This window comes from Wolbachia endosymbiont (group A) of Pipizella viduata (genome assembly GCF_964028555.1).
Lineage (GTDB): Bacteria > Pseudomonadota > Alphaproteobacteria > Rickettsiales > Anaplasmataceae > Wolbachia.
Genome location: NZ_OZ034787.1, coordinates 892,716 through 916,883, shown reverse-complemented (window position 1 = coordinate 916,883; position 24,168 = coordinate 892,716). Strand labels below are relative to the sequence as shown.

Below are 24,168 nucleotides of genomic sequence, written 5' to 3'. Positions count from 1 at the left end.
ATTTTAACTATAAAAGCGTTTTACTTTTTGCTCAGCATATCCATCATAACTGGCTTACTTTTAGTGATTCATGGAGTTAAAAAAGTCAGCATTGCTCTTTGTTAAAAGTAGTTTGTCACGTAAAAATTCCATTGCTTCAACAGATCCCATAGGATTGAGTATTCTACGCAACACCCATATTTTATTTAGTATAGCCTTATCAACTAATAGCTCTTCCTTCCTTGTTCCGGATTTTGTAATGTCAATAGCTGGAAATATACGTTTATCAGAAAGTTTTCTATCAAGTATAATCTCAGCGTTTCCTGTACCTTTAAACTCTTCAAAAATAACCTCATCCATTTTTGAACCAGTGTCTATAAGAGCTGTAGCGATGATTGTCAAAGAACCACCATTTTCAATATTACGAGCCGCTCCAAAAAAACGCTTGGGTCTCTGCAGTGCATTTGAATCCACACCACCAGTGAGAACTTTCCCAGACGAAGGAATAACAGCGTTATAAGCACGTGCAAGTCTAGTAATATTGTCAAGTAGGATTACCACATCTTTTTTATGCTCAACCATTCTTTTAGCTTTTTCTATTACTATTTCAGCAAGCTGTACGTGACGGTAAGCAGGCTCATCAAACGTAGAACTCACTACCTCACCTTTTACAGAACGTATCATATCTGTTACTTCTTCAGGTCTTTCATCTATAAGTAACACTATTAATTCTATTTCAGGGTGATTTATAGCTATAGAGTTGGCCATTTGCTGAAGCAATACAGTTTTTCCTGTGCGAGGTGGAGCAACTACTAACGCTCTTTGCCCTTTTCCAAGAGGAGCTACTATATCTATAGCACGCATGCTTAAGCCTTTTTTATCATCACCACTATTACACTCAAGTACTATGCTTTCCTCAGGATAAAGAGGAAGCAAATTATCAAAATGGACGTACTTTCTTAATTCACTGACTTCAGTAGAGTTTATACTTTGAACCTTAGTTAAAGTAAAATATCTTTCTTTATCACCAGGTGGCCTTATTTCTCCACATGCCATATCTCCTGTACGTAAATTAAACTTCTTTATTTGCCCGTTAGAAATATAAACATCATCGGTACTTGGAGCATAATTTGCACTTGCTGAACGTAAGAAACCGAAACCATCAGGCAATATTTCCACTATTCCACTCCCTGTGGTTATGCCTCCTTCTTCGCTCATTTTCTTCATTAAGCTGAATATCATTTCCTGCTTTAGCATTCTACCATTGCTTTTACCGTTAGTTGAAATTTTTCTTTCTTCAGCTAACTCTAACAATTCTTCTGCTGTTTTCTCTTTTAATTCGCTCAGATCTAATGTTTTTCTGTTTTTCTCAGTACCTTCATTGACCATCTGTTTTACTGTATCGTTATTGTGAATTTGCTCACTTTTTTCAGGTTGAGCTGTAACCTTTCCTTTTGCCAAAACATCTTCATTGATTGTTGTCATAATCCTCCAAAAATTTTAATTGATGCTTACTAACCTAAAATGTGACTATAAGATAATAAATTAGGCTGAGCTAGTTTTAGTGCGTATTAAGCTTAATTATTATTAAACCCCGTACTTTACTTACATTATACTAATAAACACTAGCAAGTCAAGTTAATTTAATGTTAACAAAGCACAAAAATTTGAGGATTTTCAATAGCTATTCTTTATATTTTTTAACCTTTCTTGCTTCTCTTCTTCTACTTTTGCTTTTTCCACTTCTGCTTCTAAATTTTCTTGACTACATAAGCCAAGTAGTACAGGATCTTGGGGTTTTATATTTTGCATGTTATGATGAGATCCATCTCTTACTTGCTCAACTGTGTAATTTGTTGTACTAATTAATTTAGCTATAACGTTATTATCCAAGATAGGAAATTTTTTTACTAAATAATAAATCGCATCAGGTTTATCTCTACGCCTTGCCGTAGAGGCAAAGCCAAGAATGCTACCAATCGCTTTACTCCTTTTTTTTATATTTTTTATAATCAAATTTGGTACACGGTTTGAATTTTTTTTGCAATCATCGATTTCTTTTTCAGTAATTACCCCAGAAATAATAGGGTTATATTTTTCAACTTCTATTTCCTCATCAGCTATGTCTTGTACTTCTTCAAGGGCCAACCTACAGCATTGTGCTATTTGATTAAAAGTTAAACCAGTGTTGTCTACTAACCAAGCAGCTATTTGCATTAGAAACTGTTTATTTCTATCGTTATTGCCCTTAGAAGATTCCATTGACATCAAAAAAGCATCTCCCATTTAAAGTATCTCTTACTGTTATACAGAGCTAAGATATAAGCTATTAAAACTAAAAAAGCATTAATTTTGTCATTCAATGACTTTTTGTTTTTCACTTCCCACCTCTTAAGTTAATTAAATGCGCTTACGTTTAAGCATATTTCAAACGATTCAAAAAAATATTTTCCCTTCTTAAGGTATAGTATAACTTAGTCAAACATATGTTTCTATTTAAGAAAAGAGTTAAATTTTAAGTTAATATATTGTAATATTATATATATTGGCTAATAAAGCAACAGGTTTACAAGAATTAAATTATCACTATTCTATAATTAACCATTAATTAACTGAGTTTAAAATGAATGTTAAAAATTTTTTCACTAAAGTAACCGTTGTCCTTTTAGCTTGCTTATTAGTCTTCATGGGAATTGGCAACCTTTTATCAGGTGATGATGAAAAAGAAGAGGTAGCTAGGGTTGGAAAAGAAGTTATAACGTCAGATGAGTATAAATCACTATATCAAAATTATGAAAAGCAAATTTCTGGATCTGATGCGAGTAGAGAACAAGTAAAAAAGCTGAAATATGATTTGCTTAACGCACTTATAGAGCAAAAACTATTGTTTAACCTAATTAGTGAGCTGGGGTTGACAGTTGGAGAAGAGTCTATAAAAAACCATATTAAAAATACCAAATACTTTCAAAATGATAAAGGCGAATTTGACAAAAATAAATTCCATGAAACGCTAAATGACCTGCATATGACAGAGAAAGAGTATATAGCAAAGCTAGAGAAAGTTCTGCCTGCAATGATGTTCATGACTTCGTTATTTAAAGATAATTATCCGGTAACTTTTGGCGAGAGAGTTGATGAGCAGATATACAAAAGTCGCTACTAAACTAGAGTGGTTGATATTGTTAAAATAACTGAAGATGCAGTTACAAACATTCCTGAACCAGATGATCAAGCCTTACTTGATTTGTACGAAAGAAATAAATCCCATTTTTATTATCCTGAGTATCGAACTGCGCAATATATTTCCCTAGGCCAAAAGTATTTTGAAGATCAAATCAAGATCTCAGATGAAGAAGTTGATGGTATAATAGAACAACAGGAACTAAAAGATCAAAGAGATGTATTCAATGTAATATTTTCTACCAAAGAAGAAGCTGAGACAGCAAGAAGAGCATTTGAGGAGGGTAAAACAAGCTTTGAACAGATAGTAGGAGAGTTTGGCAAAGCAAAACTTGAGGAAACTAGAGTAAATAATATAACTAAGGATTTTTTACCAGAAGACGTGAGGGAAAAGGTATTTGCTCTCAAAGTAGGTGAAGTAAGTGAAGTTTTAGCAAGCAGTTTTGGTTGGCATATAATAAAAGTGGAAAGTGCGCATCAAATCTCTGATGAAGACTTAGTTGATTTAAAAAAAGACATAAAGTCAGTTCTAACTAACCAAAAGTCTTTTGAAAGAGTCAATGATTTCATAAACCAAGTGAACTATAAGATATACAATGGTTCAGAAATTGAAGAAATATTGAGTGAATATAATTTACCTATACAAACTATTGGTCCAGTAGATGCGAGTGGAAAAGATCAAAGCGGTAATAACGTAGGAGATTCTAGTGATTTGATTTCTTTCATTTTTTCGCGAGAAAAGGATCAGAAAGGTTATTTCAAGGGCGTTGGGGACGCTGTTGTTAGTGTAAAAATCATTGATATCGTTCCACCCAAATTGCAAAGTTTTGAAGAAGGCAGGGCATTAGCGGTAGAGCTTTGGTGTAGTGAGTTTATAAAAGAAAGAATGTTTAAAATTGGGCAAGAGGTTGCAGTTCAACTAAGAGAAAAAACAGATTTGGAAGAAATTCAAGGTGTGGAATTAGTTAAAGGTCAGCAGATGCAACGCAATGAAGTGGATCAACAAAACTACCCCTTTTCTTTTGTAGAAGAGATTTTCAATATGAAAACAACTGGTTCAGTGACAGACCCTATTCAATACAATAATGAAATTATAATAGGTGTTCTAAAAGAAATGCATTCATCAAATGGTAAATTAAACACGCTTGACACCGGAAAACGTGTGATGATATCGCTAAAAGAGCAATTAATTAGCTATCTGGAATCAAAGTATAAAGTCGAAGTTAATCACGCTATACTTGATGATATATAGTCAAAAATCTTATAAGTTGCTTCAAACGCATCCAGTGCCCAGACACACAACTGTACGAACATTGCGATTTGAGAGCAATCTTCACTAGGAAGGATGTTATCCCAGTGCCCAGACACTGGGATCCAGGAATTTTATTAAGTATAAAAGTAGCCGTTTTATGTTAAAATACAACGTTTTAATGATTATGAAAAGGCTGGATTCCAGACTGGAATGACACCATTTGCTGTGCAATTTACCTTCAAAAATGAATGTTCGTATAGCTGTGCGCCCGGCGCTGCCCTACATTATTGGTAATTATATTATAAGGTGCAAAAGTTGTATAATTCATTTGACTTAAAACGGCTCATTGTATAAAATTGTGACTAATATATGAATAAAGGTTAACATGGTAGTTAAAATAAGGTTGGCAAGGTTTGGCGCAAAGAAACGCCCTTTTTATAGGATAGTTGTAGCTGATTCACGAGCACCAAGAGATGGGCGTTTTATTGAGAAAATAGGACAATATGATCCAATGTTACCAAAAGACAATAAAAATCGTGTTGTGGTGAAGGCTGATAGATTAAAACATTGGCTAAGCGTAGGCGCGCAAGCAACTGAAAGAGTACTATGGTTCATTAAAAAAGGCATAGTAACTTTAGAAACAGAACCAAAGAAAACAGAAAAGAAGAAAGTAGAGAACGAGAAAGCACAGGGACAAGAAGCATAAGTCTCTTTAAAATGCTAAATACTGATTTAACAAATAATGGTAAATTAGACGATGTCGTATCTTCTGATTTATCAGCTATGAAGGACTTTATCTTCAAAAATGTCAATGATGAAGGTGCTAAGCTTGCTACTGATATTATATCTCATCTTGTTAGTTCAGGTGGAAAAAAAATAAGGCCTAAACTAGTTTTTATTATATGTAAAATGCTAAACTATTCTGGGGAGGATAGGATCAACGTTGCTGCATCGGTAGAGTTTATACACAATGCTACTTTACTTCATGATGATGTGCTCGATGAAAGTGAGGCACGCCATGGAGTTAAAACAGCGAATAAGATTTGGGGAAATAAATCAAGCATTTTAGTTGGTGATCTATTGTTGACTCTAGCATTTAGATGGCTTATAGAGTGTGGAAATTTAAATATTCTCTCTATTTTATCTAAAGCATCGCATTTACTTGTGAAGGGTGAAATAAAGCAGATGACAACATGTTTTGACCCCCACACAGTCAGGGAAAATTATTTTGATATCATTGGAGAAAAGACAGCATCTTTATTTTCTGCATGCTGTGAAGCTGCATCTACAGTATCTGGTGCAACAAATGACGAAACAGAGAGGCTAAAGAATTTTGGTTTTAATTTTGGTATGGCATTTCAAATAGTTGATGATATGCTCGATTATACTGCTAATCAAGGCACTTCTGGAAAACAAGTCGGAAAAGACTTTTTCGAAGGTAAAGTCACCTTACCTGCTATTATAGCATACGAAAAGGGCAGTCCAGCAGAGCAAAAATTCTGGGAAAAATGCTTTTCTTCAGCTAGACACAATTTTGACCAAGCATTACACTATATTAATCACCATAATGCCATTCAGCTTTCTATGGAAAAAGCTAGACACTACATTAATATGGCACAAAATGATATTAGTACTTTTTCTGATTCCTTTTATAAAATTACTTTAATTGACTTTTTAAATGCGAGCATAGAAAGACAAATGTAGCTGGTGCTTGATATTTTCGAATTAATTGCTATATATTTATTAGATTCTTAAGGATAGTGATATGTCAGACAGCAGTAAAGAAAAAAAGAGGAAATTTGCCGATATGGTAAATAGGCAGAAAGGTAACGACCAACAAAATGATGATTTAAATGAAGACCTTAATATATTAAAAGAACGTGCAGCTCAGCTTGAAGATCATTTACGCCGTGCTGTTGCAGATAATGAAAACGTCAAACGTATAATGCAAAAGCAAATTAGCGATGCAAGTGACTATGCAGTCACAAAATTTGCACGTGATATGATCGACTCGTGCGACAATTTAAAAAAAGTAATGGAAATTTTGAAAGACGGTGATCCTGTTCATGAGGGGATTAAAGTAGCTTATCAAAAAATTATAAATGATCTAAAAAAACATGGAATAGAGGAAGTAGATCCACTTGGTGAGCTTTTTGATAGTAATTTACACCAAGCTGTTGTGGAAAGAGAAGACAATGAAAAAGAGCCTGGCACTATTATAGAAGTACTACAGACTGGTTATACTATCAAAAATAGGTTGCTCCGTCCTGCAATGGTTATTCTTTCTAAGAAATCTGCTGATTGTGGAAGCGATTAGCATGAGGTAAATGTATAATGACAAGTATTGTCTTTTCAGGTATCCAGCCAAGTGGCGTACTACATTTAGGTAGTTATCTTGGTGCAATCAAACAGTGGATAGACTTACAGGATAAATACAAATCTCTTTTTTGTATTGTCGACCTACATGCAATCACAGCAAATAAGCTTCCCGCAAGTGAATTAAAAAGTAATATTTTCAAAACAGCAGCAGCTTATATTGCATGTGGAATAGATCCAGAAAAGTCCATTATTTTTAATCAGTCCACGGTTAGTGGTCATGCAGAACTGGGCTGGCTGCTTGGGTGCTATACACCAATTGGTTGGCTTAATCGCATGACTCAATTTAAAGATAAAGCTGGCGGCGATAAACAAAAAGCCTCTCTTGGATTATATAGTTATCCAGTACTTATGGCTGCAGATATATTGTTGTATCAAACTAAATACGTTCCTGTTGGTGATGATCAAAAACAGCATTTGGAGCTTGCACGTGATATTGCATCAGCTTTTAACAATCATTATAAACTGGATTATTTCATCGTACCTGAAATCTTAACTTTGGATTGCACATCAAGGATAATGAGCTTAAGAGATGGCACAAGCAAGATGAGTAAATCTGACCCTTCAGAATATTCGTGCATTAACCTTGATGATACAGATGACTTAATTGTTAAAAAAATAGAAAAAGCAAAAACAGATTCAATTCTAGGCTTTGATTTTGCTACTTTAGAGTGCCGACCAGAGATAAGCAATTTGATAAACATTTATTCAGTGCTTAGTAATTTAAGTGTGGAAAAAGTGTGTGAAGAAGTGAACAAACATGACATGAAGCACTTCAAAAAAGAGTTAGCTGATTTAATTATCAGTGTTATACCACCCATACGTGAGAGAATGAATGATCTTTTAAAAGACCAATTCCATTTACATGAAATATTAAAAAAAGGTACAAAGAAAGCAGCAGAAATTGCAACCCATAATATAAAAGAAATCAAGGATATTATTGGATTTGCTCAATAGACCTCTTGCATAACCTAAGGAATCAATTCAAAATTGTAAAAACAGGCAATAAGGAAATGTTCAAAAAAGTGTGTCAAACCGCATTTTTAACTCAACTCAATTTTCAATCTACCAGGAAAGAAAATATCAAGTTGAGATATAGTTAAAGCCCAATTAGGATAGTCCAATTTTGCTCTGCCTTTTTTATAGCACAATATACCTGTTTGTACAAGCTAGTAAATGAGCCCTTAGTTTTAGTGAATTTTCTAATCTGTCTATGCAGTCCCTCAATAGGGTTGGTAGTATAAATTAGCCTCACGCGAACTTTAATTTTTATATTCCTTCATTAGCATAATATAATTTTGTGCTGATTGTGTAATATGTTTAATTTCTTCATTCGACATTTTTTTGAAGAACTTTGCTGGCCTGCCAGCCCATATTTCCCCACTTTTTATTACTTTTCCATGTGTCACTAGCGAGCCAGCAGCTACCATAGCTTCAGGCTCCACAACTGCATGGTCCATCACGGTAGAGCCCATACCAATAAACGCTTTATCATGCACCATACATGCATGCAACATACAAAAATGTCCCACTGTTACCATATTGCCAATAGTTGTATCACCACCTGGGTTTCTATCCACATGAATTACCGTTCCATCTTGAATATTTGTTCCATCACCTATTTTTATTGATCCAACGTCCCCTCTGACCACACAATTAAACCAGATGCTCGCATCTTTTCCTATTTCAACCTTGCCTATGATATGCGAACCACCTGCGATGAAAGCACTTTCGTCTATTTTTGGTTCATAATCTTTGTATTTTAAAATGTGATACATATTAAGCCCACAGTTTTATGCATATGCTAACCAAAATAAGGTAGGCAGTAAATACATACTTAGATTCCAAGCTACTTGGGTGACAGATGTTCTTGACTTATGCACTTTATGCTCCTAAAATTTTTATTTTCAGCTCTATCTATAATGTCAGTAGCGGTATTAAGTATATTTCAAGTAATATTGGTTGTTGTGTTAGTAATTTTAGTGCTCTTGCAGCCGCCTGGGAGTAGTTCGTTAAGTGGTTTTAGTAATACACAACAGGGAGTCAATTCGATGATTCCGGTAAAATCTTCTGAAAACCCGCTCAGCAGAATAACGGCTATTGTTGCTGGATTGTTTATTATAAACACATTGCTATTGTCAGGATTATATTCAAAAGACGTACATAAAAAATCGATTGCAGAGAAAATTATATTAGAAAAAAAGCAAGAAAGTGAACCTACTTCTGTTCCATTTGAAAATTAATGAAGGAAGCTAAATTTATCTTTGTCACAGGTGGAGTTGTGTCATCGCTTGGTAAAGGCTTAGTTGCTTCAAGCGTTGGTGCGCTTCTTCAAGCTTACGGTTTTAAGATCCGTATCAGAAAACTTGACCCGTATCTCAACATTGATCCTGGGACAATGAACCCAACTCAGCACGGAGAGGTGTTTGTTACCGAGGATGGTGCTGAAACTGATTTGGATCTTGGGCATTATGAGCGTTTTACTGGAATTAAAGCAACAAAAGATGACAATATAACAACTGGTAAGATATATCATGAGTTGTTGAAGAAAGAGAGGCGTGGTGATTATCTGGGCAAAACTGTGCAAGTCATTCCTCATGTGACAGATTTAATCAAATCGTTCATTTTTAATGGTACGGAAGGTTTAGATTTTGTAATATGTGAAATAGGCGGAACTGTAGGTGACATTGAAAGCCAACCATTTTTGGAGGCTATACGCCAAGTTAACTACACATTAGGAAAACAAAGAGTTATCCTTATTCACTTAACTTTAATACCATATCTTACCGCAGCGCAAGAATTAAAGACAAAACCAACGCAGCATTCAGTTCGAGAGTTAAATTCCGCGGGGTTACAACCAGATATTATATTATGCCGCAGTGAGAAAGAAATTTTCGATAATCAGAGAGAGAAAATAGCTAAGCTTTGCAATGTTTCTTTGTCCAATGTGATACCTGCTCCTGATGTGAGTCATATATATGAGTTACCGGTGTTGTATAGCCAATGTGGGCTTGATACGCAAATTTTGGAGCACTTTCATTTAAGTGAGCCAAAACCAAGCTTGATTGAATGGGATCAAATAGTGCATTCCATAAGGCACCCAACACAGGAAGTTACTGTGTCTATAGTGGGAAAATACACCGAATTACCTGATGCGTATAAATCACTAGTTGAAGCATTAAATCATGGTGCGATTAGTAATAAAGTCAAAGTAAAGATAAATTGGGTTAACTCAAGAGAGAAGGAAGAAAAACCTATAAATGAAAAGCTTATAGGGGAGAAGTTACAGAATTCTCATGCAATTCTTGTCCCAGGGGGGTTTGGTGATGACGGAGTAGAGGGTAAAATATTAGCAATAAATTATGCCCGTACAAATAATATCCCATTTTTCGGAATTTGCCTTGGTATGCAGCTTGCAATTATTGAGTTTGCTCGTAATGTTGTTAAGCTTAAAGATGCACACTCTGAAGAATTTCATAACTGTAAACATCCAATCGTTAAGTTAGCTGGCGATCAAGATGACGATCTTGGTGGAACCATGAGACTTGGGGCATACAAATGTAGTATAAATGCAAACTCTAAAATGATGGATGCATATAGTAACACTACTATTTCAGAAAGACACAGACATAGATACATAATCAATTCAGATTATAAAGATGATTTGGAAAAAAATGGGCTGCTATGCAGTGGCATATCAGAAGATGGAACATGTATAGAGGCAGTGGAGTTAGAGAGTCATCCGTGGTTTATTGGTGTGCAGTTTCATCCAGAGTTTCAATCAAAGCCGTTTTCTCCTCATCCTCTTTTTATATCGTTTATTAAGGCAGCAGTTAATAAAATTTAAAAAAAGAAGATTAGCAAAGGAAAGTGTTCAAGTATCAATATATGGAGCTTGCCATAGAGCAAGCCAAACTTGCTCAGAAAGATGATGAGGTTCCCATAGGTGCCGTAATAGTTAGTGGAAGCAATGTCGTTTCTTCTGCACACAACATATCCAACGATCCAACTGCACATGCAGAGATGTTAGCGATCAAGCAGGCATGTGAGTTGCTCTCAACTTCAACGCTTTATGATTCTGACATATACGTAACATTAGAACCATGTCCGATGTGTGCTCAAGCTATTTCCTTTGCCAGGATTAAACGATTGTACTTTGGAGCTTATAATCCAAAAGGTGGAGGAATTGAAAATGGTGCTAAGATATTTCAATTTTGCAGCCATATACCTAAAGTTTATGGTGGGATATTAGAAACAGAATGCTCTTTTTTGTTAAAGGATTTTTTTGAGAAACTGAGAGACATTTGACAAACCGTCATGCTACTTGTTTTCCGATACAAATTCGTCATCCCGCTACGTGTTAGCGGGATCTATGCTAGGAGATACCGTGACGGTATGACGGTTAAGTAATTCGTCATTCCAGCGCGTGACGCACAACTATACAAACATTGTCCCACCAGCAGGGTGTCATGCAAGTAGCTGACACATAGCTGTACGAACATTCATTTTTGAAGGTAAATTGCACAGCAAATGGTGTCATCCCAGTGCCCAGACACTGGGATCCAGTTTTCCATATAACCTCATCGAAAACGTTGTATTTTAACGTAAAACATCTATTTTTATGCTTACCAACTTAATAAAATTCCTGGATCCCAGTGTCGGGGCACTGGGATGACAAAAAAGGGGCTACTCGGATGACAAAAAAAGAGCACTGGGATGACAGGAGAAGGGGCTACTCGGATAACAAGAAAGAGGCTACTCGGATGACACCCTTTTCCGGTGGAGATCACTATCAAATCACATAAGAGAAAACTAAGACCAATCACATTTTTTATCTTGCGGTTTTATTTGCAATATTGCTACCACACTGATCAACAAGCAGAAGACTATATAAAGCCCAGCAGCAAGGTTTGTTTGAGGAAATGTTACAGTCAACCAAATACAAACCATAGGAGTAAATCCTCCATGTAACGCATAAGAGATGTTGCGTGATAAGCTCACACCACTAAATCTAACATTGGTGGGAAAGAGTTCAGATGCAACTATTCCTATGGGAACTATACCCCTTTCTATTATAGAAAGAGCCATTACACTAAGCATAATTATAAGGTAATTTTTGTAGTAATATGCAATAGATAACGCAGGACAACATAGTGCCATTGTAATTGCTATAAATAAGATTGCAGTGCGCTCTTTTCCAACTTTATCAGCCAATATTCCAAACGCTATTGAAGATATCGGCATTAATACACTGGTTATAATGAGCACAATTTCGTTGATATATGTCGTTACATAAACATCCACTGATGCTATTTCCTTTGCGAGTGTTCGAAGAAATATGGTAAATCCGACAGCAACATTAACAGGTACAGATATTAAAATAGCAAGTATAAGAGCTCTCTTGTGGCGCTTTATAAGCTCTATTATTGGCAAATCAGGTAAATTTCTTTGTTTTCGATTTTTTTCATATGCTGGAGTTTCTCCCAATGTGTATATGCTATACGCGCTAATTAATCCTAAAATAGCTGAGAAAATAAATGGCAATCTCCAACCCCAGGTGCAAAAATCAGTAGTTTTTTTGCAGATAATTACTATCACCGCAGAAAGCAAGACACCAATGGAGCGACCACAGCCCATTATTCCAAAATACATCCCTAAGTTCTCTTTCCTACTGGATAAATGTTCTATAAGATAAACAGAACTTCCTTGTTCACCACCAAGTGCAATTCCTTGTGTCACATGGATTGCAAGAAGCAATATAGTAGAAATTATACCTACTTGATTGTGACTTGGAATAAATGCAATGAGACTCGATGGTATCGATATTAGCAAGATAGTAATTATTAATGCTATCCTCCTTCCATACCTGTCACCAACGTGACCAAATATGAATGCACCAAGTGGCCTTACAATTGCACCTAGCCCTACAATTCCAAATAATTGCAGTATGTTACTGTAGACATCTTTTGCAAAACAAAACTCTCTGCTAATTATGTTAATCAAATCAGTGAAGAGCATGTAGTCATACCATATTGCGATTCTGCAGAGTATGGTTGATATCAACACCCTTGTTTGCACTAAATTCAATTCGTAAATGTTTGCTTATTTCATTGTGGCTGCTTTTTAGGATTTTGCAACCTAAGCATGTGAAGTTGACTGTTTTATTATGGTGTGTGATAATTAAAATATTGTTAAAGTAGGAGTAAAGTTATGGAGGGTGTAATTTATTTAGCGATGCTGGGCGTGGCAGCAATAATAGGAGCTATAATAGGCACTTTAATAGGTCTCTTACTAAGTTTCACTAGTCTTTCACCTCTGATAATAGGCGGAACTGTTGGAGCCATCTATGTAGTGCCATTAATTGCAGCTTTCATAACAATTCTTTTGTATCCAATTCCATATGAGCGTCATAGCGGGTTAACATTAAAAGAAACTGCGTGTCTAGCTGGCTTGTTTATTGGAAACATTGTAGCTGGAGCTTTTATCGCTGCAAGTGGCGCTTTTCCAATATGTAAAGTGGATTCCTGGTCATCTTTATCAACAGCACTAGAGTCCTTACTTGCAGTAGGAATACACGCACTAGCACTTACGATTGCAACTGCAATTGGAGTAGCTATTGTAATCGAGCTCGCTGAGCAAGCTAAGGAGTACATATCAGGTAAAATAATGCAAGCAGAAAAAGAACCTGTGACTGATACACATGAAGAACCAGGCTCTAAAATGGAAGAAGCAGAAGAAGAAAAAACTGCTGGAGATAAGCGGGAAGTACCATCCTAGTGTCCGCTACTCAAGTGACATGGTGAGGCGTCATCCTGCTAACAAGTAGCGGGATGACGATTGTCAGGATGTCATCCTAGTAGTGTGACACTGGTTCACTCTATAATGATTTCATCCCAGCGCCCTCTTCTTGTCATCCGAGTAGCTGACGCTGGTTCCTTTATGACGGTTTCAGCCCAGTGCCTTTGTTACTTCTTTTTCCCATTCTCATTTACTTCTTGTGCTTTCGCTCCATCTACTTGAGTACTAGGTAATGCTGCATATGTTATACCACCAACTACGAGTGCAGATGTTACTGCTATACCAATCATTACTAACATCTCTAACCTAACTGTACGTTCAAGTGCAGTAAATGCTATCAGTCCAGCAGCAAGACCCATACCAACAGTAGCGGTGTACCGTGCTCCATTGCCTTGTTTTGGTTGCTCAATTGTTTTGTTTTTAGCTTCTAATTCTTTATTTTCCTTCTTTAGCTTGTCAACTTCTTTCTCTCTAGCTGTTAAGTCTGTCTTCAGTTTGTTAACTTCAGCATTTGGTTGGTTTATTTTAGCTTCTAATTCTTTTATCTTATCCTCTTTAGCTTGTAACTGAGTAGCATCTGGTTGGTTGTTTAACTGTGCTTCTAAATCTTTTGTTTTATCTTTTAATTCTTTTACAAAATGGTTAGATATGTTTACATTAACCTCATTCTCACTAAGACCCAAATGATCTTTTATCTCTTGTAGTTGAGGACTATTATATGTACCATTGTTATCGCATTTGAAATGATATGTGCCATTGCTCGCAATTGAACTTGCATACACGGTTACAATACTATTATTCGTTTGTTCTCCTTGAGGATACAAACCAGTAATATGTATTCGTTTACCATTTAGCGTAAAACTCGCAAAGAACTCCTTATCAATTACGTTTTTATCCTCATCTATGTTTTTGTACTTTCTAAATTTTTCAAGATCATTCTTTCCTATAGTAAGCTCTAGTGTGTTATGCTCGTAAAATTTTGGCGTAGCCGTATTTACTTAATTGTGCTATAGCTAAAGTAATTTAGGTTTATCGACAATCGTCATCCCGCTGCTTGTTAGCGGGATCTATGCTAAGAGATACCGCGAATGAATCGCGGTATGACGGTTCGTGGCGGTATGACGGTTGAGTATTCCGCTACGTGTTAGCGGCTTAGATACCGCGAATGAATCGCGGTATGAAGTTGCTAGCTTAAGGTTTAAAATTGAGAAATATTTATGTTAAAAGAAAAATACGGCTTTAAAGAAGTTGAAGACAAATGCAACATATTATGGGAAGGTAGTAAAGTTTATAAATGGAATGGTGAAAAGGATAACACTTTCACTATAGACACACCTCCACCAACAATATCGGGTAAATTGCATATCGGCCATATATTCAGCTATTGCCATACAGACTTTATTGCAAGGTTTCAGCGCATGCTGGGGAAAGATGTGTTTTATCCAATTGGGTTTGATGATAACGGCCTTCCCACTGAAAGATTGGTTGAACAAACCTATAAAACCCGTGCAAAAGAAGTTGGCAGAGAAAAATTTATAGAGATGTGCCATGAAGTTATTGAAAAATCAAAGCAAGAATTTAAGGAACTATTTAAATCGGTCGGCATTAGTTATGACTGGAGTTTGGAATATCACACGATCAGCAAGGAAACTGTGACACTTTCTCAAATGTCATTTATCGATCTATATAATAAAGGGTATGCATATAGAAAAATGCAACCTATTCTTTGGGATCCGGTTGATAAAACCGCAATTGCGCAAGCAGAAATAGAAGATAAAGTTTTTGAGTCATCCTTAAATACGATAGTTTTCTCTACTCACGAAAATGAGCAGATCAACATTGCAACTACGCGGCCTGAGTTACTTCCCGCATGCGTTGCAGTTTTTTGCCACCCAGAGGATGCGCGCTACACTCATCTGATCGGAAAAACAGCCATAGTGCCAATAACAAAGGAAAAAGTTCCAATAATAGCTGATGATAAGGTTAAAGTAGATAAAGGCACTGGGCTTGTTATGTGTTGTACATTCGGTGATGAGCTCGACATATATTGGCAGCAAAAGCATAATCTGCCGATGAAAATTATCATCGATCAGGATGGGAGGATGAACCTGCATCCACCACATGGTCAGAAGGAAAGAGCATGGATCCCAGTGTCTGGGCACTGGGATGACACCATGGGTGGCACTGGAATCCAGGAAATAGAAGAATGGATCCCAGTGTCAGCTACTCGGATGACAGGAGAAAGGGCTACTCAGATGACAAAAGAAGACGTCATTCCACCACACCCCGGCGTCATTCCAGCGCGTGACGCTGGAATCTACAATGAAATCAATGGATTGAAAGTTACAGCAGCAAGAAAGAGGATGATCGAAATCCTAACTGAGAAGGAGTTACTAATAGAAAGCACTAACATTTCTCATTCTGTTAAGTGCGCAGAAAGGTCTGGTGCACCACTTGAGATATTGCCTACTTATCAATGGTTTATCAAGACCTTGGAGCAAAAAGCTCAAGTATTAGATAAAGTAAAAGAATGCAATTGGCATCCAGCTGCTATGCGTAAACGTATGGAAGTGTGGATAGAAGGGCTAAATTGGGACTGGTGCATCTCAAGGCAGCGCTATTTTGGTGTGCCATTTCCAGCGTGGTATTCCAAACGTAAGGGAGAAGAAGGTAAAATTATTCTAGCTGAGATAAAGGACCTACCTATAGATCCACTCAAAGATTTGCCAAAAGGGTATAGCAAAAAAGAGGTTATCCCAGATCAAGATGTAATGGATACCTGGGCCACAAGTTCAATTACTCCTCAACTAAGTGCACTGGCAGTAAACAGTGAGTTTAGCTTACCAAATCATCGCTATAATACAATATTTCCTGCAGATCTGCGCAGCCAGAGCCATGAGATAATAAGAACTTGGGCTTTTTATACGATTTTGAAAGCACATTATCATGCAGATTCTTTACCTTGGAAAAACATTATGATCAGCGGTTGGTGTTTAGCCGATGATAAGAAAAAGATGAGTAAATCAAAAGGTAACATCATCACTCCTCATGTAATACTTGAAACTTATGGAGCTGATGTAGTACGCTATTGGGCAGCGAACTCAAGGCTTGGAGTTGATACAGTCTACTCTGAAAATATATTTAAAATTGGCAAGCGCCTAGTTACAAAACTTTGGAACGCTAGCAAGTTTGTTTCCATGTTCATGGAAAAGCATCAAGTAATGAGCATAAATTCTGCTCACGAGACAATAGATAAGTGGATATTGTCTAAGTTATACAAAGTTATAGAAAGAGCAACGAATAACCTATTACAGTTTGAATACTGCGAAGCTTTGGGCGTAATAGAGGAATTTTTTTGGAAGGATTTTTGTGATAACTACTTGGAATTAGTAAAAAAACGCGCGTACGGAAGCAGTGAAGCAACCTTAAGTGCAAAACAAAGCTTGGCGTATGTGTTAAATGTTATTTTGCGGTTATTTGCACCTTTTTTGCCTTACATTACAGAAGAGATATACCACCAGTTGTATAGTTATAATTCTCTACACAATCAAAGTAATTGGCCGAGCAAAGAAGAGCTTATCTACGATAAATATTCAGAGGAAATGGGAGACAATTGCGTGCAGATATTAAATATTATCAGAAAGATAAAAGCAGATAATAATGCATCAGTTAAGCATTTGATAAAGAAATTAGTGATAAAAGCAGATCTACGAGAGGACAAATTGAATCAATCCGCGCAGAATGACCTACAAGCAGTTTGCAATGCGGAAATGATAGAGTGGATGCAGTCTGAGCTTGAAACTGAAGACGGGAAATACATAGTGAATATAGACTTATACTGATTTTTATAGCTTTACTTCCCTTGACATTTATGCTATTATAATACTTTAGTTGTGAGGGAATAATAATGGGGGATTTATATAATAAAGCCAATGCACCATATCTTATAGCTGGTGCTTTTGCTACTTTGGTATTGCTTGCATCTGGGACACTTGCTGTTGCCCCTTATGTTGAGTTCTTGTCTTCAGTTGCAGTCTTTAATGTAGCTCTTCCTGTTGCCTTGAGTTTATCTATACTATCTATTTTGATACTCGCACTTTCATGCAAGATGATTAGTAATAATAAGAAAATAGAGGTTGAGAAAAATAAATTTGCTGAAAAAGAGCAAGAGTTAGAAAGCGTAAAACAACAATTTGAGAGTAAGGTACAAGAGTTAGAAAATAAAATAACTCTAGAAAAAGAAGCTAAAGAAGCTGCAAGCAAAGAAGTGGAGGAATTGAATAATCAACTAAATGAATTAACTCGAGAAAAGCAAGATGCAGACAGAGTAAAGGAAGTAAATCAGTTAAAGGGGCAATTGGCTAGCACAAAACAACAATTAGATGGTGCTACAAAAGAGTTAAATAATAAAGGTAATCAAATCCGAGAATTAAAGGATAAAATAGGTGCTCTTAATAATAAGAACAAAGATTTATACGATGAAAATACAGAATTGAGTGCAAAAGTAAAAGGTCAGTTAAAACATAGGGAGGAGATGCTTTCTCTTGAACACCAAGATTTACGTGATGAAAATGCAAGATTGAATGAAAGAGTAGGTTCTTTAATGGAGGAATTATCTCAACCTCAAAAAGAAGTAGATTCCTTAGAAAGGCAGTTACATGAATTAAAATATAAAGGAACTTTAGCTCTTTTATTAGAAGAAAGAATAACAGAATTGGAAACATGTTTAGAAGAGAGAAAGAAAAAAGTAGAAGAATTAGTAGTGCAGTTAAGAAAAGAAAAAGGCGAAACTTCTTGTTTAAAACCTAAATTAAGGGATGTAGTAGAAAGAGAAAGACGATTGAAAGAAGAGTTAAGTAAAAAAGCGCAAGAAACGATCCAGCTAGCTGCAGATTTAGAACAAAAAGAAAAACTATGCAAGGAATTAGAAGAGGAAAAAACTAAAGATCTTAATAAGATCGGAGAGTTAAATAAACTTTTGGATCAAGAAAGAAAAGGAAATGAAAAGTTGCGCGATAATAACAGTAAGTTGAAAAGTAGCGAAAAAGATTTGGATGACGAATGCAGTAAATTAAGAAGACGTAATTCTGATTTGGAAGGAAAAGTTAAACCTCTGCAAGCAGTAATTGGGAAGGAAGACAAGCCTAGTCATTCCATTTCTTCAGATATAAGAAGTGAACATTCATCAGAATTTGAAGGAACAGGTGAAAATAAGCTTGCTAATGGACTAACTTTCCCGAAACCACTTTCTCCTCGCACATCCAAACCAAGAAGATATTCTAGAAAATCTCTATCTCCTAAAAAGGAAGATGAGGATGAGAATAAAGAAAATTCAGAGCAACTAAATCACGAAAATCCTAATACAAGTACCGGCAGCCCTAATTTATCGCTTTTTAGAGATGCAACAAATAATTCCTATCACACCTTAACGATGTAAGTGCAGGGACCTCCACAGATAAGAGAATCTTAACAAATATATACAAGACTGCTGAAGTTTTGTTCATGAGGGGAGGGGAGTAATGAGCAATTTGTTTAACAAAGCTAACACATTTTATTTTGTAGCTAGTTCCTTAGCTACTCTTACGTTACTTACATCTTTAGCGCTTACTGTAACTTCTAATGTGCCTCTTCCTCTAATTCTTGCTTTAGCTGCATTATCTGTTTTGGTGCTTGCACTTTCGTATAAAATGATTAGTAATAATAAAAAAATAGAGGTTGAGAGAAGTAAATTCGCTCAGAAAGAGCAAGAGTTAGAAAATAAAATAACTCTAGGAAAGGAAGCTGAAGAAGCTGCAAACAAAGAAGTGGAAAAATTAAAGAATCAATCACGTGAATTAACTCGAGAAAAGCAAAATTTAAACAAGAGAGCAAAAAAATTGGATCAGAAAGTAAATGAGTCAGAAGTTGAGAGAGAATCTCTTCTTGAAGAAAAAAAATCTTTAGAGAAAAGATTAGAAGCCAAAGCGAATCACATATTTGAAATAACAGACGAATTGAAAAAGATAACGAAGGAAAAAGATGAGCTTGGTAAGCAAGAAGAAGAATTACTTTATGAAATCTCGCGTTTACGTGAACATTTACAAGAAAAAGAAGGTAATCTAGCTGAAAAAGAAAAACGCATAACGGAATTGAAAAGGAAAATAGACAATAATAAACATGCAGAATTAAAAAATGAAGAATTATATAAGGAAATAGAGAAATTAGATAAGGAAATAGAAAAATTGTGTAAGGAAAAACATATATTATGTGAAAAAAAAGAAGAATTACATAAAAGACAAGAAGAACTTTGTGTAGAATTAGATGAATTACAATATAGATTTAAAGAAATTAATCAGAAAAATAAAAACTTATCTCAAGAATTAAAAAAGAAATTTGAAGAGTTAGATGAAGCAAATGATTTAATTGAAAATCAGTCTTTTAAGTTAGATGGAATAAGAAAAGATTGTAACAATGAGGTGAAAAGTTTAAAAAATTTACTTTTGAAGCAAGACGCTCAAATAGAACAACTTGAAGAAGGTTTGTTGAGAAATGCAGAAGAAAAAAAGGGTTATTTACTGGAAATGTTAGAATCTGTGATAGACAAGGTAGAAAAATTGGTAAACGCTAATGAAGCGATCGGAGATCATAGTAGAAAAATAATATTACAGGAGACTCAAAAAATAAAGTTTATATTGAAGGAAATTATGCAATTTATGCCAGGTGAAGATTCTAGATGTGAATCACCATCAGAGGAAACGTTTGATTTTTTACTGGAAGATTCTGGATATAACAGTCGCTCATCCATTCCGATCAAATTGCCAAATTCACTATTGACAGAATCTTATGAACGTAGTCAGAGTGAAGGTATTTGCAAAACATAATAATTAGCTTTATTATAAAAAAAATTATGCAAGATAATGAACCCAATAATATGCGCACTGGATACACAAGACTTAAATAAGGCTATTTCTCTAGCTAATACTCTGCGTGGTAAAGTTGGCATGGTAAAGCTGGGATTAGAATTTTTTGCTGCTCATGGTCTCTCTGGAGTGCAAGAAGTTGCAAAATGCAATGTACCAATTTTTTTAGATCTGAAATTGTATGATATTCCGAGCACTGTAGCTAAAACAGTTGAAGTAATAAAAGTTCTGAGCATTGAAATGTTAACTCTGCACATCAGCGGTGGAACAAAAATGCTTGAAGAAGCGCTAAGTGTGGTGCAAGGCACAAAAATAAAGCTGATTGGAGTGACAGTGCTAACTAGTATGAGCAATGAGGATTTAAACGAGCTTGGAGTAGCAAGAGAGGTAAAATCACAGGTAATTTTGCTTGCAAAGCTTGCAAAAAAGATTGGACTCCATGGAATAGTCTGTTCTGCACTAGAAGCTCAAGAAGTGCGCCGAGAATGCGGTGAAGACTTGAAAATTATTACTCCAGGAATTCGTATAGATCCAGGTCATGACGACCAAAAAAGAACAGCAACACCAAGAGAAGCAATAAATTTAGGAGCTGATTATATCGTCATTGGCAGACCCATTACAAAAACTGCAAGTAGTGCAGAATTAATATTGAAATCCCTTATCTAATCGAAGCAGATAAAAAAAAGTTTGAAGCAGATAAAAAAAGTGCTTGACATAAAAAAACGAACATTATATATTGTTGTTATATTTTGTTTTACCTCGCTTAATTTAATTACTGGATTAAGCTTACACCACTAAGCGTGGTACAAAGTGCCACGCTATTTTCCGATTTACATTTTCAACAGATAAACAAATGATGTCATGCCAGTGTCTGGGCACATAACTGTACGAATATTCATTTTTGAAGATAAATTGCACAACAGATGATGTCATTCCAGTCTGGAATCCAGAAATTTTGCTTATAACTGAGCTGATGAGCTAAAGGTAGTTGTCTTACGCTAAAACAAACGTTTTTAATTAAGTTGCATAGAAGCTGGATCCCAGTGTCTGGGCACTGGGATGACACCCCAATGGTAGGGAATTGCTCCCAAACTACAATGTTCGTACAGTTATGTGCCCAGACACTGGAATGACATCGTTTACTATGTACCATATTGCAATATTCGTACAACTGTGGGAAACATCTATGGGTGCCATTCCTATTACCTTATTTCCATTCTAATTTTATTTTCAAAGGAGGCTATTATGTCACTTACCGATATCGCTCACCGTATTAATGAACTCGCTTCATCATGGGAGCAATTTAAATTAATAAATGATCGCAAATTAAAAGAAATTGAGAGCAAAGGGCGTGCTGATTCTGCAACGATTGAGCAGCTATGCAAGGTAAATAATGCCATTGATAGTTGCAAAGAGCGTTTAGACTTGATCGAAACTGCAGCTCAACGTCCAGAAGTAAATACAGATTTTAGCACAAGTGATAAATATTTTTCTGATTATATCCGCAAGGGAATGGAAAGCGGTTTATCACACAAAACCCTCAGTGGAGATGATAATGATATCGGAGGGTATCTAGTTACTCCGCATATTGTAAAACGCATAAACAAGCGCGTAACTGATTCGTCCCCAATGCGACAAATATGCTCCAGTCAAAGAATCTCTACTGAAACATTGGATTACATTATAGAAGATTTTGACCGTGCCGGTGCAGGTTGGAGCAGTGAAACAGTAGATGATGAGGACGGTGGCAATAAATCTAAGTATGATTTTGCAAAAGATACGGACACGCCTAAAATCCAAAAGATTTCTATCACGACTTACGAGTTATATGCTCAACCACAGATATCACAAAAGTTACTCGATGATGCGTTTGTCGATGTTGAGAGTTGGCTGGTGGAAAAGATTGCCGAGACTTTTAGTAAGAAAGAAAACGAAGCCTTCATTAAGGGTGATGGCACTTTTCAACCCAAAGGAATTTTAGCTTATGATGATGGAAAGGGCTACAATAAAATAGAGCAAGTTAAAACTGAAAAATTAGATAGCGATTCAATAATGATATTGTATTACTCTCTGGATGAATATTATTCCAAAAATGCATCATTTTTGATGAACAGGAGTACGTTGAAGAATGTTAGGCTACTAAAAGCTCAAACAGGTCAATATCTTTGGCAACCAAGTTTGTCGCTTGAAGCTCCAGATACCTTAATGGGAGTGCCAGTATATCAATCTGCCGATATGCCACCGGTGCCAAACAATCAGCTACCGGTAATTGCGATGGCAGATTTCAAACAAGCTTATAAGATTGTAGATAACAGAGGAATGAGAATATTACGAGACCCTTATACGAATAAACCTTATGTGAGGTTTTTTGTCACTAAGCGTGTCGGCGGAGAGGTTGTAAACACCAGTGCTATTAAATTGTTGAAAGTTGCGAGCAAGTACTAAAAACTTCTATAGCATCATCTTTAGAGCCGTTTTACTTCTTTTTGTATAGCTCCATCCTATGGCTTACTGTACGAACATTGTAATACGGTATAATGTTACGACGATGTCATTCCAGTGCTTGACACATATAGCTAAACTGACTTAGATTTACCGACAGTTTGAAAAACAAAAATTCGTCATTCCGCTACTTGTTAGCGGAATCTATGCTGAGATACCGCGAATAAATCGCGGTATGACGTAGGAAAACCTTTCTTGGGTTAGCTATATAATGTGAGAAGTCTATTTTCTCTTTAAAGTAAAAAATAGTTGACATGTTATACTATTTATGAAATAATTCAGTTAATTTATTATTAATTTAAGGAGTAAAATATGTGGAAAAACATAAAAAAGTTTTTTAAGTGGATTGCTGATCACACAGGGATTTCATGGATTGCAAGAAAAATTTCATCAGGGTGGAAGTCTGGTAACAAGACAAATCAAGCAGGTGGAACTAGTCAACCGAGAAGTCAAGTACCAAGTGAATCTCAAGTTAATGGTACTGCTATTAATGATATTGTTATTCCAGAGGGAGCAAACTCACCTTCTGCTTTAGAAGAGGGGTTTTTTGATGCAGAAGAAAACCAACCTTGGTTACCAAATTCAGAAACTACTAATTCAGAAGCAGAACAACACACTGTTGGTGATGATCTATCAGTTAATGCATAATCATTGTAGCAAACTCTTCAAAAAGAGCACCTCTTTAGGTGTTCTTTTTTTTATATTATACTATATAAATAAGTACGTCATACCGTGCAAACTGTATGAACGTTGTCATCCCAGCTCCTACTTGTGTCATCCCAGTGCGTGACACTGGGATCTCATTTCGTGATTTCATAATATAAATTATACCAATTTGGGTTTTTTCTTGCAACTAAATCGACTTTCCATTCTCTTTTCCAACTTTTTAAAAGTTTTTCTCTATTAAGAGCCGAATCTACATCTTGAAATTCCTCGAAATAAACTAATTTATGCACATTATATTTCGATGTAAACAGGGAATAACCTTGTTCTTATGCTCCCAAATTCGTTTAATTAAATTCGACGTAATATCTATATATAGAGCCTTATTGTGTCTACTTGCAAGTATATAAATATAATAGTTTTTCATAAAATTTAGATCCCAGTGTCACGCACTGGGATGACATCAGCGGTTAATATTTTATATACATTTTATAACTAAACTAGACATTCGTACAGTTG

Annotated in this window: 22 protein-coding genes and 2 pseudogenes; 16 read left to right on the top strand and 8 right to left on the bottom strand. The window is 35.8% G+C overall.

What is annotated here, in order from left to right:
- Positions 1-60 precede the first annotated feature (60 nt).
- Both rho and ABWU50_RS04325 read right to left on the bottom strand, forming a co-directional pair.
- Entirely contained in the window at positions 61-1,464 is a 1,404-nt protein-coding gene (gene rho, locus ABWU50_RS04330; RefSeq protein ID WP_264328936.1) for a transcription termination factor Rho, read from the bottom strand.
- A gap of 192 nt (positions 1,465-1,656) precedes the next feature.
- Entirely contained in the window at positions 1,657-2,265 is a 609-nt protein-coding gene (locus ABWU50_RS04325; protein ID WP_064124724.1) for a cell cycle transcriptional regulator TrcR, read from the bottom strand.
- Between the two features lie 337 nt (positions 2,266-2,602).
- Here ABWU50_RS04325 and ABWU50_RS04320 point away from each other — a divergent pair.
- The 5 genes and pseudogenes from ABWU50_RS04320 (at position 2,603) to trpS (ending at position 7,744) form a co-directional block, all read left to right on the top strand.
- Positions 2,603-4,411 (top strand): annotated as a pseudogene (locus tag ABWU50_RS04320) (SurA N-terminal domain-containing protein).
- Between the two features lie 385 nt (positions 4,412-4,796).
- Entirely contained in the window at positions 4,797-5,117 is a 321-nt protein-coding gene (rpsP, locus tag ABWU50_RS04315; RefSeq protein ID WP_253307256.1) for a 30S ribosomal protein S16, read from the top strand.
- A gap of 11 nt (positions 5,118-5,128) precedes the next feature.
- Positions 5,129-6,115: a polyprenyl synthetase family protein gene (locus ABWU50_RS04310; RefSeq protein WP_264732453.1), complete on the top strand. Its 987-nt coding sequence runs from the start codon at positions 5,129-5,131 to the stop codon at positions 6,113-6,115.
- Between the two features lie 61 nt (positions 6,116-6,176).
- Complete coding sequence (locus tag ABWU50_RS04305; RefSeq protein ID WP_353275429.1) at positions 6,177-6,728, top strand: nucleotide exchange factor GrpE; 552 nt, start codon at positions 6,177-6,179, stop codon at positions 6,726-6,728.
- 17 nt (positions 6,729-6,745) lie between these two features.
- The gene (gene trpS, locus ABWU50_RS04300) at positions 6,746-7,744 is read left to right on the top strand and encodes a tryptophan--tRNA ligase (protein ID WP_353275427.1); all 999 of its coding nucleotides are present in this window, start codon (positions 6,746-6,748) and stop codon (positions 7,742-7,744) included.
- An 86-nt stretch (positions 7,745-7,830) separates the two neighbouring features.
- Here trpS and ABWU50_RS04295 read toward each other — a convergent pair.
- Together ABWU50_RS04295 and ABWU50_RS04290 are read right to left on the bottom strand one after the other, a co-directional pair.
- Positions 7,831-8,039, bottom strand: a pseudogene (locus ABWU50_RS04295) (IS256 family transposase); the annotation flags it as partial.
- A 10-nt stretch (positions 8,040-8,049) separates the two neighbouring features.
- Positions 8,050-8,565 carry a gamma carbonic anhydrase family protein gene (locus ABWU50_RS04290; RefSeq protein ID WP_253307252.1) on the bottom strand — a complete coding sequence of 172 codons (516 nt, stop codon included), beginning with the start codon at positions 8,563-8,565 and terminating at the stop codon, positions 8,050-8,052.
- A 144-nt stretch (positions 8,566-8,709) separates the two neighbouring features.
- On the opposite strand from ABWU50_RS04290, the gene secG reads away from it, so the two are divergent.
- The 4 genes from secG (at position 8,710) to ABWU50_RS04270 (ending at position 11,592) form a co-directional block, all read left to right on the top strand.
- Positions 8,710-9,030 carry a preprotein translocase subunit SecG gene (secG, locus tag ABWU50_RS04285; RefSeq protein WP_264732556.1) on the top strand — a complete coding sequence of 107 codons (321 nt, stop codon included), beginning with the start codon at positions 8,710-8,712 and terminating at the stop codon, positions 9,028-9,030.
- Positions 9,030-10,634 carry a CTP synthase gene (locus tag ABWU50_RS04280; RefSeq protein WP_353275425.1) on the top strand — a complete coding sequence of 535 codons (1,605 nt, stop codon included), beginning with the start codon at positions 9,030-9,032 and terminating at the stop codon, positions 10,632-10,634. Before secG ends, ABWU50_RS04280 begins: the two co-directional genes overlap by 1 nt.
- A gap of 41 nt (positions 10,635-10,675) precedes the next feature.
- Entirely contained in the window at positions 10,676-11,095 is a 420-nt protein-coding gene (locus tag ABWU50_RS04275; RefSeq protein WP_353276360.1) for a nucleoside deaminase, read from the top strand.
- 347 nt (positions 11,096-11,442) lie between these two features.
- Positions 11,443-11,592 (top strand): hypothetical protein, encoded by a 150-nt coding sequence (locus tag ABWU50_RS04270; protein ID WP_353275423.1) that lies wholly within the window; start codon positions 11,443-11,445, stop codon positions 11,590-11,592.
- Positions 11,593-11,599: 7 nt separating this feature from the next.
- Here ABWU50_RS04270 and ABWU50_RS04265 read toward each other — a convergent pair whose 3' ends face one another.
- Positions 11,600-12,805 carry an MFS transporter gene (locus tag ABWU50_RS04265; RefSeq protein WP_353276359.1) on the bottom strand — a complete coding sequence of 402 codons (1,206 nt, stop codon included), beginning with the start codon at positions 12,803-12,805 and terminating at the stop codon, positions 11,600-11,602.
- Positions 12,806-12,997: 192 nt separating this feature from the next.
- Here ABWU50_RS04265 and ABWU50_RS04260 point away from each other — a divergent pair, with 192 nt between their 5' ends.
- Entirely contained in the window at positions 12,998-13,564 is a 567-nt protein-coding gene (locus ABWU50_RS04260) for a hypothetical protein (RefSeq protein WP_353275421.1), read from the top strand.
- A gap of 188 nt (positions 13,565-13,752) precedes the next feature.
- Here the strand turns inward: ABWU50_RS04260 and ABWU50_RS04255 are convergent, their stop codons facing one another.
- Positions 13,753-14,409 carry a hypothetical protein gene (locus tag ABWU50_RS04255; RefSeq protein WP_353275419.1) on the bottom strand — a complete coding sequence of 219 codons (657 nt, stop codon included), beginning with the start codon at positions 14,407-14,409 and terminating at the stop codon, positions 13,753-13,755.
- 393 nt (positions 14,410-14,802) lie between these two features.
- Here ABWU50_RS04255 and ABWU50_RS04250 point away from each other — a divergent pair, with 393 nt between their 5' ends.
- The 6 genes from ABWU50_RS04250 (at position 14,803) to ABWU50_RS04225 (ending at position 23,634) form a co-directional block, all read left to right on the top strand.
- Complete coding sequence (locus ABWU50_RS04250; protein ID WP_353275417.1) at positions 14,803-17,427, top strand: valine--tRNA ligase; 2,625 nt, start codon at positions 14,803-14,805, stop codon at positions 17,425-17,427.
- 65 nt (positions 17,428-17,492) lie between these two features.
- Positions 17,493-19,022 (top strand): hypothetical protein, encoded by a 1,530-nt coding sequence (locus ABWU50_RS04245; RefSeq protein WP_353275415.1) that lies wholly within the window; start codon positions 17,493-17,495, stop codon positions 19,020-19,022.
- Between the two features lie 82 nt (positions 19,023-19,104).
- Complete coding sequence (locus ABWU50_RS04240) at positions 19,105-20,445, top strand: hypothetical protein (RefSeq protein ID WP_353275413.1); 1,341 nt, start codon at positions 19,105-19,107, stop codon at positions 20,443-20,445.
- A gap of 36 nt (positions 20,446-20,481) precedes the next feature.
- On the top strand, positions 20,482-21,150 hold the full coding sequence (gene pyrF / locus ABWU50_RS04235; protein WP_353275411.1) for an orotidine-5'-phosphate decarboxylase: 669 nt from the start codon (positions 20,482-20,484) through the stop codon (positions 21,148-21,150).
- Between the two features lie 579 nt (positions 21,151-21,729).
- Entirely contained in the window at positions 21,730-22,929 is a 1,200-nt protein-coding gene (locus ABWU50_RS04230; RefSeq protein ID WP_353275409.1) for a phage major capsid protein, read from the top strand.
- Between the two features lie 369 nt (positions 22,930-23,298).
- Positions 23,299-23,634 carry a hypothetical protein gene (locus ABWU50_RS04225; protein WP_264735561.1) on the top strand — a complete coding sequence of 112 codons (336 nt, stop codon included), beginning with the start codon at positions 23,299-23,301 and terminating at the stop codon, positions 23,632-23,634.
- A 152-nt stretch (positions 23,635-23,786) separates the two neighbouring features.
- On the opposite strand, the gene ABWU50_RS06875 is transcribed toward ABWU50_RS04225, so the two are convergent.
- Positions 23,787-23,942, bottom strand: coding sequence for a hypothetical protein (locus ABWU50_RS06875; protein ID WP_410541937.1), 156 nt, complete (start codon positions 23,940-23,942; stop codon positions 23,787-23,789).
- Positions 23,930-24,076, bottom strand: coding sequence for a GIY-YIG nuclease family protein (locus ABWU50_RS06870; protein ID WP_410542060.1), 147 nt, complete (start codon positions 24,074-24,076; stop codon positions 23,930-23,932). The genes ABWU50_RS06875 and ABWU50_RS06870 overlap by 13 nt, the downstream gene beginning before the upstream one ends.
- Between the last annotated feature and the right edge of the window lie 92 nt (positions 24,077-24,168).

Bases quoted from the DNA above. Each gene is read 5' to 3' on its own strand.
- ABWU50_RS04240 (WP_353275413.1), top strand. From the start codon at position 19,105: ATGAGCAATTTGTTTAACAAAGCTAACACATTTTATTTTGTAGCTAGT.
- pyrF (WP_353275411.1), top strand. From the start codon at position 20,482: ATGAACCCAATAATATGCGCACTGGATACACAAGACTTAAATAAGGCT.
- ABWU50_RS04275 (WP_353276360.1), top strand. From the start codon at position 10,676: ATGGAGCTTGCCATAGAGCAAGCCAAACTTGCTCAGAAAGATGATGAG.
- ABWU50_RS04250 (WP_353275417.1), top strand. From the start codon at position 14,803: ATGTTAAAAGAAAAATACGGCTTTAAAGAAGTTGAAGACAAATGCAAC.
- ABWU50_RS04310 (WP_264732453.1), top strand. From the start codon at position 5,129: ATGCTAAATACTGATTTAACAAATAATGGTAAATTAGACGATGTCGTA.
- ABWU50_RS04305 (WP_353275429.1), top strand. From the start codon at position 6,177: ATGTCAGACAGCAGTAAAGAAAAAAAGAGGAAATTTGCCGATATGGTA.
- rpsP (WP_253307256.1), top strand. From the start codon at position 4,797: ATGGTAGTTAAAATAAGGTTGGCAAGGTTTGGCGCAAAGAAACGCCCT.
- ABWU50_RS04225 (WP_264735561.1), top strand. From the start codon at position 23,299: ATGTGGAAAAACATAAAAAAGTTTTTTAAGTGGATTGCTGATCACACA.
- ABWU50_RS04280 (WP_353275425.1), top strand. From the start codon at position 9,030: ATGAAGGAAGCTAAATTTATCTTTGTCACAGGTGGAGTTGTGTCATCG.
- rho (WP_264328936.1), bottom strand. From the start codon at position 1,464: ATGACAACAATCAATGAAGATGTTTTGGCAAAAGGAAAGGTTACAGCT.
- ABWU50_RS06870 (WP_410542060.1), bottom strand. From the start codon at position 24,076: ATGAAAAACTATTATATTTATATACTTGCAAGTAGACACAATAAGGCT.
- ABWU50_RS04230 (WP_353275409.1), top strand. From the start codon at position 21,730: ATGTCACTTACCGATATCGCTCACCGTATTAATGAACTCGCTTCATCA.
- ABWU50_RS04245 (WP_353275415.1), top strand. From the start codon at position 17,493: ATGGGGGATTTATATAATAAAGCCAATGCACCATATCTTATAGCTGGT.
- ABWU50_RS04290 (WP_253307252.1), bottom strand. From the start codon at position 8,565: ATGTATCACATTTTAAAATACAAAGATTATGAACCAAAAATAGACGAA.
- secG (WP_264732556.1), top strand. From the start codon at position 8,710: ATGTCAGTAGCGGTATTAAGTATATTTCAAGTAATATTGGTTGTTGTG.
- ABWU50_RS04265 (WP_353276359.1), bottom strand. From the start codon at position 12,805: ATGCTCTTCACTGATTTGATTAACATAATTAGCAGAGAGTTTTGTTTT.
- ABWU50_RS04260 (WP_353275421.1), top strand. From the start codon at position 12,998: ATGGAGGGTGTAATTTATTTAGCGATGCTGGGCGTGGCAGCAATAATA.
- ABWU50_RS04325 (WP_064124724.1), bottom strand. From the start codon at position 2,265: ATGGGAGATGCTTTTTTGATGTCAATGGAATCTTCTAAGGGCAATAAC.
- trpS (WP_353275427.1), top strand. From the start codon at position 6,746: ATGACAAGTATTGTCTTTTCAGGTATCCAGCCAAGTGGCGTACTACAT.